The organism is Ramlibacter sp. 2FC, assembly GCF_005503345.1.
Taxonomy (GTDB): Bacteria; Pseudomonadota; Gammaproteobacteria; order Burkholderiales; family Burkholderiaceae_C; genus SCMQ01.
This window is the reverse complement of record NZ_SCMM01000078.1, coordinates 1-12,724: the sequence shown is the minus strand read 5'-3', so window position 1 is coordinate 12,724 and position 12,724 is coordinate 1. Positions and strand designations below refer to the sequence as shown.

Here is a 12,724-nt window from a genome sequence, read left to right as displayed (position 1 = left end):
CCCTGCACCACCTGGGCGGCGGCCAGTTCTGGGTGCCCGGCCAGGCGCTGCAGGCCGCGGCGCCGGCTCGCCCATGACGCCCGACCCAGCCCGCTTTGCGGGCCGGCTCGAGCCGCTGGGCGTCGATTTCGAGGCCCGGGCCGACCGGCCGCTGCTGCTGTCGCTGGAGCAGGCCGGCCTGCCCTGGCCCAGCTCTTGCCGCAACGGCACCTGCCGCAGCTGCATAGGCCGGCTGGCCCAGGGCCGCGTGCGCTACGAGATTCCCTGGCCCGGCCTCTCGGCCGAGGAAAAGGCGGAGGGCTGCGTGCTGCCCTGCGTGGCCTTCCCGATCTGCGACCTGGTGCTGCAAGGACCGGGCGCCTGAGGCGCTCCTGCCCTGCCCGGCCCCTGTGGACCCTGTGGCCCATGTGGCGGCACCGACCTGGCTGCCCCTGAACGCGCGCCCCTCATTGCGGCGGCGCCGGCGGCTCCAGCCATTTGCGATCGGCTTGGATGGGACCGCTCAGGGTCTTCAGGAACTCGACGATCTGGGCAGCTTCCGTGCGGCTCATGCCCAGCGGCTTGAGCTCGCTGTGCCCCTGCGGCGCGGCGGGCGCCTGGTTGTAGTGCGCCACGGTTTCCGCCAGCGTGGCGAACTGGCCGGCATGCATGTACGGGGCCCGCTCGCCGACATTGCGCAGCGACGGCACCTTGAACTGCCGCATCTGCCTTCGGCTGTCGGTCGCAAGGAACTGCAGCTCGCCGCATTGCTCCGGTTTGGCATCGCTGTGCCGTCCCAGGCAGTTGAACTCGTCCTTGAGCAACTGCTGTAGCCCCGAGAGCCGCCCGGCGTCCGCCGGCAGTCCCTTGCCGGGCGGAACCCCGGTGTTGTGGAAATCGTTGTTGCTCAGGAGTGGGCTGTTGTGGCACTGCAGGCAATTGCCCTTGCCGATGAAGAGTCGCAGACCGGCCACTTCGTTCGGTGTCAGCGCCGCGTCCATGGCCTCGCGGTCCCCCCGGCCAACCGCCTCGACGTATTTGTCGAAGCGCGAGGCACCGGGCATGAGCCGGCGTTCGTACGCGGCGATCGCCTTGCCGAGGTTGGCGAACACCCGCGTGACGGCATCGCGCTGTTGCGCACCCATGCGCTCCCATGCTGCGCGCGCCGCCGGGTCCTTGACCGGTCCCGCGTGCTCGGGCAGCCTCTTGAAGTCGGGCATGGCACCGAACAGGGCCTCGTACTCGGCACGGTAATGTTGCGCCACGAGGTGCGCGTACTGCGTGCGGTCACCCCCATGCTCCACGGAGCTCTCCAGCGGGCCCAGGGCCTGGGACCACTGGCTGTCCTTGCGACCGTCCCAGAACTGCCAGGCGCTGTGCGCGCTGCCGACGATGGACATCGTGCGCCGGTCAGTCGTGCCCACGCCTTTGGCCAGCGCGATCCCGTCCTGGAACTGCTTGTCGGGCTGATGGCAGCTCGCGCAGGACACCTGGCCGTTGGCGCTGAGTCGCTTGTCGAAGAATAGCCTCTGGCCGAACTCGGCCGCGCGCTCGTCGTCGGCGACTCGGTTGGACGGGTCGGCAGGCGGCGGCTCCAGGTGACCGATCCAGAGGCTGCGCAACGCCGACAGTTCTTCCGGGCTCCAGACCGCGCGCGGCGCAAAGATCAGCACCGCGGTCAGGCCGCCTGCGAGGAGCGCGCCGATCAGCGCCAGTTTCTTGGGTTTCATGGCAGGGCCTTGGGAGAGAGACACTATTTCTGGAGCATCAGGTTGAACTTCGCGACGTCACTGCGGCCGTTCTCGGTCACGGTGAACGCCATAACCCACCAGCCGCCCATCTGGAATCTCAGGCCCTCGACCAGGTAGTCGCCATTGCCCAGGTAGCGCGTGACGCGCGGTCGGGTGGGCAGGCCATGGCGGTGCTCCGGCATGTCTCCGTCCACCTGCACCTGGGCGTCGACCACCGGGCGGGCATCGGCCGTTTCGACATGCAGGATCCAGCTGTGCAGACGATTGATGGGCAGGGGCGCGGCGTCGGGCTTGTAGGACACGCGGTACAGGCCGCGCTCGGACAGGCGCTGGGTCGCCATGTCGAGTCCGGCGGGCCTCGCGTCAGCACGCAGGGGCTGCACGGCACCTGCCCCCAGGCCAGCCAGCAGCATGGCGCTGGTGGCCCGCAACAGGCGCCTTCGGGCCAGCTGGGCGGAGGGTTGGCAGTGTGAATCGGCTTGGGTATCGCTGTCGGACTCGTAGGGCATGGCGTACTCGCTCGAATGGGGGAGAGAAAGTGGAAGCGGGATAAGCGCTTCGCCATGACTTTGAAGCTTGCGGCGATAGGAAGGTCAAGGCACCGGGGCAGGCCGAACCGCCGTCCCCGGCGGCGGCTGCGCAAGGCGTGGAGGTGGCGTCGCCCGGGACGCCCTGCTGGGTCACGTGGACCTGGTGCGGCACCAGTTGCTACAGGTGCCCATGCCCGCTCATTTCACCGGCTTGACCCGGTAGCCCTTGCCCTGCATGCAGAGTTTCATCAGCTCGGCCTCCTGCTTATCGGGGGCCTTGTTCAGCTGGATTTGATAGCGACACTCGGACAGTGCAGTCGTGCGGTCGTATTCGGAGGCGCCTTCTTTCTCGTACTCGTAACGTACGGAACCGGCGCATGCCGACAGGATGGAGGCCGCGGCAATGACGATGAGTCTGTGTTTGTCTTTCATACGCTGATCCTGCTGGTGGATGGAATATCCGGCACGATGCGTAGCGCGCTGGGATGGCAAACCTCTGCGGCGCCGGCGCTTTCCGCCTGCCGGATGCCTGGCGGCCGAGCGGCCGCGCCATAAGACAGTACCTACTCTAGCCAGCCAAGCGGTCAGGCTTGTGCTCTTTTGTGTCACGCGGTTAAGGCCTGTTAACGCGACTTCCAGGGAGCGCGCTGCGGATCAGAAAGGCCATGCGCAAGGCCTTTTGGGGCGCATCTTTCAGTCTCTTGCAGCTTCTTTCAGTTTGAGACGACCCTGGATGCTCAGCGCACGCCCAGCCGCCAGAGCGAAGTCCGCTCCGCCGCCCTTGCCGCATGCAGCGGATCGCCCGGGTCGCTGGCCTTGCGGTGCGTGGGCCGCACGTCGCGCCGGCCCAGCACCTGGAGGCCGGCGGCCTCGATCATGGCCAGCAGTTGCTCGCGGGTTCTCAGGCCCAGGTGTTCGGCCAGGTCGGACAGGATCAGCCAGCCCTCGCCGCCCTCGGCCAAATGCTCGGCCAGGCCGTCCAGGAAGCCGCGCAGCATGCGGCTGCCCTCGTCGTAGACGGCGTGCTCTATCGGCGAGCTGGGCCGGGCAGGCAGCCAAGGCGGGTTGCAGACCACCAGCGGCGCGCGGTCGGGCGGAAACAGGTCGGTCTGCAGCAGTTCGACCCTGGCCGAGCAGCCCAGCCGCTTGAGGTTCTCGGCTGCGCAGGCCAGGGCGCGCGGGTCCTGGTCCGTGGCCACCACCTTGGCAACGCCGCGCCGCGCCAGCACCGCGGCCAGCACGCCGGTGCCGGTGCCGATGTCGAAAGCCCGTTCGCAGCCTGCGGGCAGCGGCTGGTCGGCGACCAACTGCACGTATTCGCCGCGCACCGGCGAGAACACGCCGTAGTGCGGGTGGATGCGGTTGTTGGGTGGCTGGCCGAGCGCGGGGATTTCCACGCCCTTCTTGCGCCATTCGTGCGCGCCGACCAGGCCCAGCAGCTCGCGCAGCGAGGCCACGCTGGGCGCGCCGTCGGGCGGGCCCCAGGCCTCGCCGCAGGCGGCGCGCAGGTCGGGCGCACGGCGCAGCGGAATGGCGTAGTCGCCGTCCAGCGGGATCAGCAGCATGGCCAGCACGCGGGCACGCTGCGCCTGGGCCTGGCGGTGCAAGTGGAAGGCTTCGGTCGGCGACGCGGGCGATGCAGGAGGTTTGGCGGCCTTGCGCGGCTTGCGTTCGGCGCGGCGCGCCAAGGCCTGCAGCAGCTGGCGCGCGTTCTGGAAGTCACCGCGCCACAACAGGGCCGTGCCTTCGCAGGCCAGGCGGTAGGCGGCGTCGGCGCTCAGCTGGTCGTCGGCCAGCTGTACGCGGCGCGGCGCGGAGGCGCCGCTTTCCGAGCGCCAGCGCGCCGAGCGGGCCTGGCCCGCTTCGGTCCAGCTGAGCTCAGTTTGGGTACTCACATCCCGAGGAAACAAGTCTCAGGCCGGCGCCGGGCCGCTCCCAAGCCGGCCTGGGCCCCCTCGGGGGGCAGCGAGGACACGCCAGTGCCGAGCGTGGGGGCCATTCTCAACCCCGGGTGATCTTCAGCACCTTGGCGCCTTGCGGACGCCGGGGCGCCTCGCCGCGCGGGGTGTAGGGCTTGCCGCCGTGGCCAGGCTTGCGCGGGGCGAACTCGCCACGCGGGGCGTGGTCGCCACGGGGCGTGAAGTCGCCGCGCGGGGCGAAGCCTTGCTTGCGCTCGCCGAAGCCCTCCTGGCGGCCACCGAAACCTTCCTGGCGGCCGCCGCCGAAGCCTTCGTTGAAACCGCCGCGACGCTCCTGGAAGCGGTCGGACTGACGGGGCTCCTGGCCGCGCGGCCCGAAGCCACGCTCTTCGCGCGGCGCGAAGCCGCCCTCGTTGCGGTAGCCGTCGGCGCCGACCTGGCGCGGGCCGCGGGCGAAGCGGTCGCCGAAGCCACCGCGCTCACCGCCACCGCCGAACTTGCGGCCCTGCCCGCCGCGCTCGCCGCCGCGGCCGGCACGCGGCTCGGGGAAGCGCTGCTGCGGCTCCAGGCCCGGGATCACCTCGGCCCTGAAGCGCTGCTGGCTGTAGGCCTCGATGTCGCCGATGCGGCGGCGGTCGCGGAACTCGGCGAAGGTCACGGCCAGGCCGTCGCGGCCGGCGCGGCCGGTACGCCCGATGCGGTGCGTGTAGTCCTCGGCCTTCATGGGCAGGCCGAAGTTGAACACATGGGTGATGCTGGGCACGTCGATGCCGCGCGCAGCCACGTCGGTGGCGACCAGGATCTGCACCTGGCCTTGGCGCAGCGCCATCAGGCGGCGGTTGCGCAGGCCCTGGCTCAGCGCGCCGTGCAGGGCCACGGCGGAGAAGCCGTCCTGCTGCAGGTCGCCCGCCAGGCCGTCGCACTCGATCTGGGTGCTGGCGAACACGATGGCCTGGTCGATCTTGCTGTCGCGCAGCCAGTGGTCGAGCAGCTTGCGCTTGTGCTGGGCGTTGTCGGCCCAGAACAGCACCTGCTGGATGTTGGCGTGCTTTTCCTGCGGCGAGTCGATCTGCAGCTTCTTGACCGAGGCGCCGTTGTCGTGCATGACGCGCATGGCCAGTTGCTGGATGCGCGGCGCAAACGTCGCGCTGAACATCATGGTCTGCTGGCGCTGGCTGGTCAGCTGGTTGATCTCGGCCAGGTCGTCCGAGAAGCCCAGGTCCAGCATGCGGTCGGCCTCGTCGACGACGAGGAAGCGCACCTGGTCCAGCTTGATCTGCATGGAGCGCTGCAGGTCCAGCAGGCGGCCCGGCGTGGCGACCACCAGGTTGGCGTTCTGCAGCTTGGCGATCTGCAGCTGGTAGGGCATGCCGCCCACCACGTTGGCGATGCGCAGGCCGCGGCAGTGCTTGACCAGCTCGATCGCGTCATGCGCAACCTGCTGGGCCAGCTCGCGCGTGGGGCACAGGATCAGGGCGCCCGGGGTGGCGGCCTTGAAGTTGCGCGGGTTGGTCGGGTCCTTGCGCTTGGCGCGCTTGGGCGGCGCCTCGCCCTTGGCAGCGGCCTCGGCGGCCAGGCGTTCCTGCTCGGCGCGCTCCCTGGCCTCTTCCTCGGCCTGCTGGCGGATCAGGGTGTGCAGCACGGGCAGCAGGAAGGCCGCGGTCTTGCCGCTGCCGGTCTGGCTGGAGACCATGAGATCGACGAAGCGGTGCGGCTCGTCGCCGCCCTGCTCGGCCGGCAGGGCCAGCGGGATGGCCTGTTGCTGCACCTGGGTGGGCTCGGTGTAGCCGAGGTCGGCCACGGCGCGGATCAGCTCGGGCGCCAGGCCCAGGCGCTCGAAGCCATTGGGCTCGGCAGCCTCGGCGGTCTCGGTGGATTGGGCCGCCTGGGGAGCGGCGGTGTCGGCGGCAAAGGATTCGGCAGGCGCAAAGTCGCCCTGCACGTCAAAAGTGTCGGTCATGTCGGTTTTCTCGCACGGGGCACCGCAGGGGCTGCGGGGGCGCCGTCAATGGTTAAAAAACATCAACCATCAAACGGGGCTCAAGTCGCTGCGGCGCAGGCCCGTGAGGGGCGGCCGCTCTGGTTTGAGTGACTCTTTTCGGCGAGTCAGGTGTGTGAAGGGAGATGCACAAAGGCGCCACCTTGGGTAGCGCAGCCGACGATTATCGCACGGATTGGAAAAATGCGCGGGTTTTCCCCTGGAAGCTTCAGGGTACCAGCTTCAGGAAATGTTCGCGGTAGTGCACGAGTTCGTCGATCGACTCCTGCACGTCGGCCAGGGCCGTGTGCTTCTGCTGCTTCTTGAAGGCGCTGTAGACCTCGGGCCGCCAGCGCCGGGCCAGCTCCTTGAGCGTGCTGACGTCGAGGTTGCGGTAGTGGAAGAAGGCTTCCAGTTTCGGCATGTACTTGACCAGGAAGCGCCGGTCCTGGCCGATGGTGTTGCCGCACATCGGCGTCGCCCCCTTGGACACGTACTGGGCCAGGAAGGCCAGGATCTGCGCCTCGGCGTCGGCCTCGCTCAGGGTCGAGGCCTTCACTTTGTCGATCAGGCCGCTGCGGCCATGCGTGCCCTTGTTCCAGGCGTCCATCCTGTCGAGCTGGGCGTCGCTCTGGTGGATCACCAGCACCGGGCCCTCGATGCGCGGCTCGAGACTGGGGCCGGTCACGACCACGGCGATCTCGAGCAGGCGCTCGGTCTCGGGGTCCAGGCCGGTCATTTCACAGTCGATCCAGACCAGGTTCTGGTCCGATTTGGCAAGGGTCGGTGCGGGGGTCTCAAGGGCTTCGCTCATGGCCCGGATTGTCGCCCATGGCCGCGGGCGGCTTAAACTCGGCGTCCATGCCCGAGCACTTCCCTCCTTCCCCGCTGCTGACGCTGGTCTTCGCCGTGGCGCTGCTGACCAGCCTGGTCCTGAAGTTCTGGCTGGCCACGCGCCAGGTCCGCCACGTGGCGCGCCACCGCGCGGCCGTGCCGGCGGCCTTCGCCAGCCGCATCCCGCTGGCCGCGCACCAGAAGGCCGCCGACTACACCATCGCCAAGGCGCGCCTGGGCCTGCTGGAGCTGGCGCTGGGCGCCGTGGTGCTGCTGGGCTGGACGCTGCTGGGCGGGCTGCACGCGCTGAACCAGGCGCTGCTGGCCGCGCTGGGCCCGCTGGGCGGCATGGCCCAGCAGCTGGCCCTGCTGGCCGCCTTTGCGCTGATCAACGGCCTGATCGAGCTGCCGCTGTCGCTCTACCAGACCTTCGTGGTCGAGCAGCGCTTCGGCTTCAACAAGATGACCTGGCAGCTGTGGCTGAGCGACCTGCTCAAGTCGGCCGCGGTCGGCGCCCTGATCGGCCTGCCGCTGGCGGCGCTGGTGCTGTGGCTGATGGGCGCGGCCGGCCCGCTGTGGTGGCTGTGGACCTGGGGCGTGTGGATGGGCTTCAACCTGCTGCTGCTGCTGGTCTACCCCAGCTTCATCGCACCGCTGTTCAACAAGTTCCAGCCGCTGGAGGACGAGTCGCTGAAGGCGCGCGTCACCGCGCTGATGGCGCGCTGCGGCTTCGCGGCCAAGGGCCTGTTCGTGATGGACGGCAGCCGCCGCAGCGCCCATGCCAACGCCTATTTCACCGGTTTCGGCCGGTCCCGGCGCGTGGTGTTCTACGACACCCTGCTGCGCCAGCTGGCGCCCGGCGAGGTCGAGGCCGTGCTGGCGCACGAGCTGGGCCACTTCAAGCGCCGCCACATCGTCAAGCGCATCGCGGCCATGTTCGCACTGAGCCTGGCCGGTTTCGCGCTGCTGGGCTGGCTGTCCACGCGCAGCTGGTTCTACACGGGCCTAGGAGTCCTGCCCAACATGAACAGCGTCCCCAACGACGCCCTGGCTCTGCTGCTGTTCGTGCTGGTGGTGCCGGTGTTCTCGTTCTTCGTCACCCCGCTGTTCGCCCAGCTGTCGCGCCGCCACGAGTTCGAAGCCGACGCCTATGCGGTCGCGCAGACCAATGGGCAGGACCTGTCTGCGGCCCTGCTCAAGCTCTACGCGGACAACGCGTCCACACTCACGCCCGACCCGCTGTACGTGCGCTTCTACTATTCCCACCCGCCGGCCGCCGAGCGCCTGGCGCGGCTGGCCATCGCCTGAGGAACCACGCATGAGCGACGACGCCCTCCCCCCTGTGCCCGCGCGCCGCGCGCTGGGCGCCACCGAGATCGTGACGGCGCTGTCACGACTGCAAGGCTGGAGCCTGAGCGGCGACGGCGACGCGGTCGCGATCGAGAAGACCTGGCGCTTCGCCAACTTCCACGAGACCATGGCCTTCGTCAACGCCGTGGCCTTCATCGCGCACCGCCAGGACCACCATCCCGTCCTCTCGGTCCATTACAGCCGCTGCGTGGTGCGCTTCGCCACGCGCGACGCCAAGGGCGTGACCGCGCTCGACTTCGCCTGCGCGGCCCTGGTCGACGCGCTGCATGCCTGAACGTCCGGGAAAGGACCACCCCTTGCCGCAACGCCCCACCTCCCAACCGAGCGGCCTGGTGGTCGCCAGCTACGGCCGGCATTGCCTGGTCGAGACCGAGGACGGCCGGCGCCTGATCTGCCACCCGCGCGGCAAGAAGAGCCAGGCCGTGGTCGGCGACCGCGTGCAGTGGCAGCCCACGGGCGACGAGGGCACGATAGAGAAGGTGCTGGAGCGGCGCAACCTGCTGTACCGCCAGGACGAGATCCGCACCAAGTCCTTCGCCGCCAACCTGGACCAGGTGCTGATCCTGATCGCGGCCGAGCCCGAGTTCTCGGCCAGCCAGCTCTCACGCGCGCTGATCGCGGCCGAGGCCGAGCACATCCCGCCGCTGATCGCGCTGAACAAGAGCGACCTGGTCGAGCCCTTCGAGCGCGCCTGGGCGCGCCTGCAGCCCTACCGCCAGATGCACTACGGCGTGCTGCCGCTGTCGCTGCGCCTGTCCGGCGAGGTCGACCGCGAGCACCTGCTCAAGCACCTGCGCGGCAAGACCACGCTGGTGCTGGGCCCCTCGGGTTCGGGCAAGAGCACGCTGATCAACCTGCTGGTGCCGGGCGCGACGGCGGAAACCGGCGAGATCTCGCAGGCGCTGAACTCGGGCCGGCACACCACCACCAGCACCACCTGGTACTGGGTGGAGCGGCCCAGCGGCACGGCGCTGATCGACTCACCCGGTTTCCAGGAGTTCGGCCTGCACCACATAGCCCCGGCGCAGCTGGTGGCCTACATGCCGGACCTCAAGCCCCATGTTGAGCACTGCCGCTTCTACAACTGCACGCACCGCCACGAGCCGGGCTGCGGCGTGATCGCGGCGGTGGAGACCGAGGGCCAGGCGGGCGCGCCGGACACGATCAGCGCCCAGCGCTACAAGATCTACTGCGATCTCTACGACGAGCTGAGCCAGCCGCGTTATTGAGCCGCTAGCGCCTGGCCGCGCCGAGGATGTCGGTGAGCGCCTGCACCAGCGCGTCGCACTGGGCCGGCGTGCCCACGCTGATGCGCAGGTACTGGGCGATACGCGGCGTCTTGAAGTGGCGCACCAGCACCGCACGCGCGCGCAAGGCCGCCGCCAGCGCCGCGGCGTCCTGCGCCGGATGGCGCGCGAACAGGAAGTTGGCCTGCGAGGGCAGCACCTCGAAGCCCAGGTCCTCCAGCTGCAGCACCAGGCCCTCGCGGCTGTGCATCACGGCCTGGCGGGTCTGCTCGAAGTAGGCCTGGTCCTCGATCGCGGCGCGCGCGCCGGCCTGGGCCAGGCGGTCCAGCGGGTAGGAGTTGAAGCTGTTCTTGACCCGCTCCAGCGCGTCGATCAGCGGCCGCTGGCCGCAGGCGAAGCCCACGCGCAGGCCGGCCAGCGAGCGCGACTTGGACAGGGTTTGCACCACCAGCAGGTTGGGATGGCGTGCGATCAGGCCCAGGGCGCTCTCGCCGCCGAAATCGATGTAGGCCTCGTCGACCAGCACCACGCGGTCCGGACAGGCCCGCAGCAGCTGCTCGATCTGGTCCAGCGTCAGCCCGATGCCGGTCGGCGCGTTCGGGTTTGCCAGCACCAGGCCGGCGCAGCCCTGGGCCGCGCGGCGGGCCAGCGCCGCCACGGCTATGCGCAGCTGCTCGTCGAGCGGCTGCAGTTCGGCCGCAATGCCGTACAGGCCGCAGTAGACCTGGTAGAAGCTGTAGGTGATGTCCGGCACCAGCAGCGGCTGGCGCTGCTGGAAGAAGGCGAAGAAGGCGTGGGCCAGCACCTCGTCCGAGCCGTTGCCGACGAACACCTGGCCGACGTCCAGGCCATGCTGGGCCGCGATGGCCTCGCGCAGCGCCACCGACTCGGGATCGGGGTAGAGCTGCAAGCCCTGGCGCGCCGCGTCCTGGATCGCCGCGATCACGCGCGGCGAGGGCGGGTAAGGGTTCTCGTTGGTGTTGAGCTTGACCAGGTCGGGCACGCGCGGCTGCTCGCCGGGCACATAGGGCACGAGCTGGCCCACGATGGGGCTCCAGAACGAAGGCGATGAACTCACGGAAATTCCTTGCATGAGGGTCGACCGCACGCCGACCCCGGGGAAACGACTCAGCCCAGCAGGCGCGCCAGCGTCAGCAGCGCGAGCAGCAGCATCCACATCACCACGGTGCGCCAGACCAGGCCCACCACCTGGGCCAGGTGCGCAGCCTCGGGCTCGCGCCCCGGCGTGCTTTCGCTGTCGGCTTCTGAGGGCGTGCCGTCGCCACCGGCCAGTTCGGGCTCCGGCTCGGCCTGGCTGGGCGCCACCGCCTTGAGCGCCTCGCCGCCCAGGCGCACGTTGATCGCGCCCGAGGTCGCGGCCAGGATCACGCCGTCGTTGTCGTTGGGAAAGCGCTGCGCCTGGTTGCGCCAGCTGTCCAGCGCCTCCTCGAAGCTGCCGACCACGGCAAAGCCCAGGGCCGTGATGCGCGCGGGCAGCCAGTCGATCAGGCCCCAGGCGCGGGCTGCCACGCCCTGCAGCGCGGCGCTCACCGGCTGACCGACCACGCGGCCCTTGTAGTGCCAGTAGCGAGCGACGAACTCGCTCATGCGGTAGAACACCGCGCCCGCCGGTCCCAGACCCAGCACCGCCAGCAGCGAATAGCAGGCCAGCACGCCGAACACATGGCGGTGCGCGGCCAGCACCGAGTACTCGATCACGTGGCGCACGATCTCGCTGCGCGGCAGCTCGCTGGCGTCGACCTGCTGCCACTGCGCCAGCAGCTCGCGCGCCAGGGCCTCGTCGCCCGCCTCCAGCGCGTCGCGAATTTCGGTGAAATGGTGGCTGAACTGGCGGAATCCCAGCGTGACGTAGAGCAGCGCCACATGCCAGAGCACGGCAAACGGCCAGCCCAGCGTCGCGGCCAGAAACCAGTCCACCAGCAGCGCCACCAGCGCCGGCACGCCCGCCGCCAGGCTCCAGGCCAGCCAGCCGTGGTGGGCCTTGCCGGCATCGAAATTGCGACTGATCCAGCGCGCCCAGCCGCGCAGTGCGGCATGCACCGGATTGTGTCGTCCCAGCGGCCTCACCTGCTCGAGCAGCAGGGCAAACAGGATGGCGAAGAAACTCATGGGCGCATCATAACGAGCGAGGGTGACACACCGCCGCCCGATGCGAAGCTCAGGCCGGCGCCGGACCACCCAAGCCGGACTGGGCCCCTCGGGGGCCGACCCATTCAGGCGGAGAGGAAGCGGTAGAAGTTGCGCAGCATGGCGGCCGTGGCGCCCCAGATGAAGCGCTCGACGGCCTGCGGCGCGGCCGTCTGGCCCGGCGCCGCGGGCCGCGGCTCGTAGTACGGCATGGAGAACCACTCGCGCCGGTAGCCCTCCCACTCGAACACATGGCGGTGGTGGTTGGCCGGGTTCATCAGGAACTCGAGCGGCACCTCGAACACGTCGGCCACCTCGTGCGGGTTGGGCCGCAGCGCGAAGCCGGGCTGCACCAGGGCCACCACCGGGGTGACGATGAAGGCCGTGCCCGTGGTGTAGGTCGGAAGCATGCCGATCACCTGGACATGGCCCGCCTCCAGGCCGACCTCCTCCCAGGCCTCGCGCAGCGCCGTGTCGGCCGCATCGGCGTCGGCCTCGTCGGCCTTGCCGCCGGGAAAGGCGATCTGGCCCGAGTGGGTCGACAGCTGGGCCGTGCGTTCGGTCAGCAGCACCGTGGGCCGGCTGGCCTGCGGGCCGTGCATGACCAGGGGCACCAGCACTGCGGCGTGCGCCGGCGCGCGGTCGGCAAACAGCTTCTCCAGCACCAGCTCGGGCTGCCAGCTGGGCGGGCGGGCAAAGCGCTCGACCAGAGCCTGTGGCGCCAGCCGTTCGGGCGCCACGCGCGGCAGGTGGGCGTCGATGCCGATCACCGGCACCAGGCGCGGGTCGAAGTGGGGCAGCTTGGACAGGGGCGTGACGGACATGGCGTGACCATCCCAGCATAGCAGGCGGCCAATCGGCATAGGGGGCCTCCATGATCGGAGGCACCCCTGCCACACCACCCGGCATGCGGGTCCGCACCGGGCGGTTCGAGAGCTTGAGGTCATGACAGCCTTGGCACTCCCAG

Annotated in this window: 13 protein-coding genes; 4 read left to right on the top strand and 9 right to left on the bottom strand. The window is 69.9% G+C overall.

The genetic code is table 11. The features are described from left to right. Positions 1-73 precede the first annotated feature (73 nt). Entirely contained in the window at positions 74-364 is a 291-nt protein-coding gene (locus tag FFS10_RS21245; protein WP_137896595.1) for a 2Fe-2S iron-sulfur cluster-binding protein, read from the top strand. Between the two features lie 82 nt (positions 365-446). On the opposite strand, the gene FFS10_RS21240 is transcribed toward FFS10_RS21245, so the two are convergent. The 6 genes from FFS10_RS21240 to orn form a co-directional block, all read right to left on the bottom strand. Continuing rightward, entirely contained in the window at positions 447-1,709 is a 1,263-nt protein-coding gene (locus FFS10_RS21240; RefSeq protein WP_137896594.1) for a cytochrome-c peroxidase, read from the bottom strand. A 23-nt stretch (positions 1,710-1,732) separates the two neighbouring features. Further along, positions 1,733-2,239 carry a FixH family protein gene (locus FFS10_RS21235; protein ID WP_137896593.1) on the bottom strand — a complete coding sequence of 169 codons (507 nt, stop codon included), beginning with the start codon at positions 2,237-2,239 and terminating at the stop codon, positions 1,733-1,735. Between the two features lie 219 nt (positions 2,240-2,458). Next, the gene (locus FFS10_RS21230; RefSeq protein WP_137896592.1) at positions 2,459-2,692 is read right to left on the bottom strand and encodes a hypothetical protein; all 234 of its coding nucleotides are present in this window, start codon (positions 2,690-2,692) and stop codon (positions 2,459-2,461) included. Positions 2,693-2,997: 305 nt separating this feature from the next. Continuing rightward, positions 2,998-4,155: a methyltransferase gene (locus tag FFS10_RS21225; protein ID WP_137896591.1), complete on the bottom strand. Its 1,158-nt coding sequence runs from the start codon at positions 4,153-4,155 to the stop codon at positions 2,998-3,000. A gap of 106 nt (positions 4,156-4,261) precedes the next feature. Next, positions 4,262-6,139, bottom strand: a complete 1,878-nt coding sequence (locus FFS10_RS21220) for a DEAD/DEAH box helicase (RefSeq protein ID WP_137896590.1) — start codon at positions 6,137-6,139, stop codon at positions 4,262-4,264. Between the two features lie 247 nt (positions 6,140-6,386). Next, positions 6,387-6,971, bottom strand: a complete 585-nt coding sequence (gene orn, locus FFS10_RS21215; protein ID WP_137896589.1) for an oligoribonuclease — start codon at positions 6,969-6,971, stop codon at positions 6,387-6,389. Positions 6,972-7,018: 47 nt separating this feature from the next. On the opposite strand from orn, the gene FFS10_RS21210 reads away from it, so the two are divergent. Genes FFS10_RS21210 through rsgA form a run of 3 tightly spaced genes read left to right on the top strand, consistent with a single transcriptional unit; the run spans position 7,019 to position 9,591 of the window. Continuing rightward, positions 7,019-8,299, top strand: coding sequence for a M48 family metallopeptidase (locus FFS10_RS21210; RefSeq protein ID WP_137896588.1), 1,281 nt, complete (start codon positions 7,019-7,021; stop codon positions 8,297-8,299). A gap of 10 nt (positions 8,300-8,309) precedes the next feature. Beyond that, positions 8,310-8,636: a 4a-hydroxytetrahydrobiopterin dehydratase gene (locus tag FFS10_RS21205; protein ID WP_137896587.1), complete on the top strand. Its 327-nt coding sequence runs from the start codon at positions 8,310-8,312 to the stop codon at positions 8,634-8,636. Next, positions 8,629-9,591 (top strand): ribosome small subunit-dependent GTPase A, encoded by a 963-nt coding sequence (gene rsgA / locus FFS10_RS21200; protein WP_171016187.1) that lies wholly within the window; start codon positions 8,629-8,631, stop codon positions 9,589-9,591. The genes FFS10_RS21205 and rsgA overlap by 8 nt, the downstream gene beginning before the upstream one ends. A 4-nt stretch (positions 9,592-9,595) precedes the next feature. Here rsgA and hisC read toward each other — a convergent pair whose 3' ends face one another. The 3 genes from hisC to FFS10_RS21185 all read right to left on the bottom strand — a co-directional run bounded on the left by hisC (position 9,596) and on the right by FFS10_RS21185 (position 12,581). Continuing rightward, the gene (gene hisC / locus FFS10_RS21195) at positions 9,596-10,687 is read right to left on the bottom strand and encodes a histidinol-phosphate transaminase (RefSeq protein WP_249931380.1); all 1,092 of its coding nucleotides are present in this window, start codon (positions 10,685-10,687) and stop codon (positions 9,596-9,598) included. 50 nt (positions 10,688-10,737) lie between these two features. After that, positions 10,738-11,739: a CobD/CbiB family protein gene (locus FFS10_RS21190; RefSeq protein WP_137896584.1), complete on the bottom strand. Its 1,002-nt coding sequence runs from the start codon at positions 11,737-11,739 to the stop codon at positions 10,738-10,740. Positions 11,740-11,843: 104 nt separating this feature from the next. Next, positions 11,844-12,581: an NUDIX hydrolase gene (locus FFS10_RS21185; protein ID WP_137896583.1), complete on the bottom strand. Its 738-nt coding sequence runs from the start codon at positions 12,579-12,581 to the stop codon at positions 11,844-11,846. Between the last annotated feature and the right edge of the window lie 143 nt (positions 12,582-12,724).

Excerpts from the sequence above, each read along its gene's own strand:
- FFS10_RS21245 (WP_137896595.1), top strand. The coding sequence starts at position 74 with ATGACGCCCGACCCAGCCCGCTTTGCGGGCCGGCTCGAGCCGCTGGGC.
- FFS10_RS21240 (WP_137896594.1), bottom strand. The coding sequence starts at position 1,709 with ATGAAACCCAAGAAACTGGCGCTGATCGGCGCGCTCCTCGCAGGCGGC.
- FFS10_RS21235 (WP_137896593.1), bottom strand. The coding sequence starts at position 2,239 with ATGCCCTACGAGTCCGACAGCGATACCCAAGCCGATTCACACTGCCAA.
- FFS10_RS21230 (WP_137896592.1), bottom strand. The coding sequence starts at position 2,692 with ATGAAAGACAAACACAGACTCATCGTCATTGCCGCGGCCTCCATCCTG.
- FFS10_RS21220 (WP_137896590.1), bottom strand. The coding sequence starts at position 6,139 with ATGACCGACACTTTTGACGTGCAGGGCGACTTTGCGCCTGCCGAATCC.
- orn (WP_137896589.1), bottom strand. The coding sequence starts at position 6,971 with ATGAGCGAAGCCCTTGAGACCCCCGCACCGACCCTTGCCAAATCGGAC.
- FFS10_RS21210 (WP_137896588.1), top strand. The coding sequence starts at position 7,019 with ATGCCCGAGCACTTCCCTCCTTCCCCGCTGCTGACGCTGGTCTTCGCC.
- FFS10_RS21205 (WP_137896587.1), top strand. The coding sequence starts at position 8,310 with ATGAGCGACGACGCCCTCCCCCCTGTGCCCGCGCGCCGCGCGCTGGGC.
- rsgA (WP_171016187.1), top strand. The coding sequence starts at position 8,629 with ATGCCTGAACGTCCGGGAAAGGACCACCCCTTGCCGCAACGCCCCACC.
- FFS10_RS21190 (WP_137896584.1), bottom strand. The coding sequence starts at position 11,739 with ATGAGTTTCTTCGCCATCCTGTTTGCCCTGCTGCTCGAGCAGGTGAGG.
- FFS10_RS21185 (WP_137896583.1), bottom strand. The coding sequence starts at position 12,581 with ATGTCCGTCACGCCCCTGTCCAAGCTGCCCCACTTCGACCCGCGCCTG.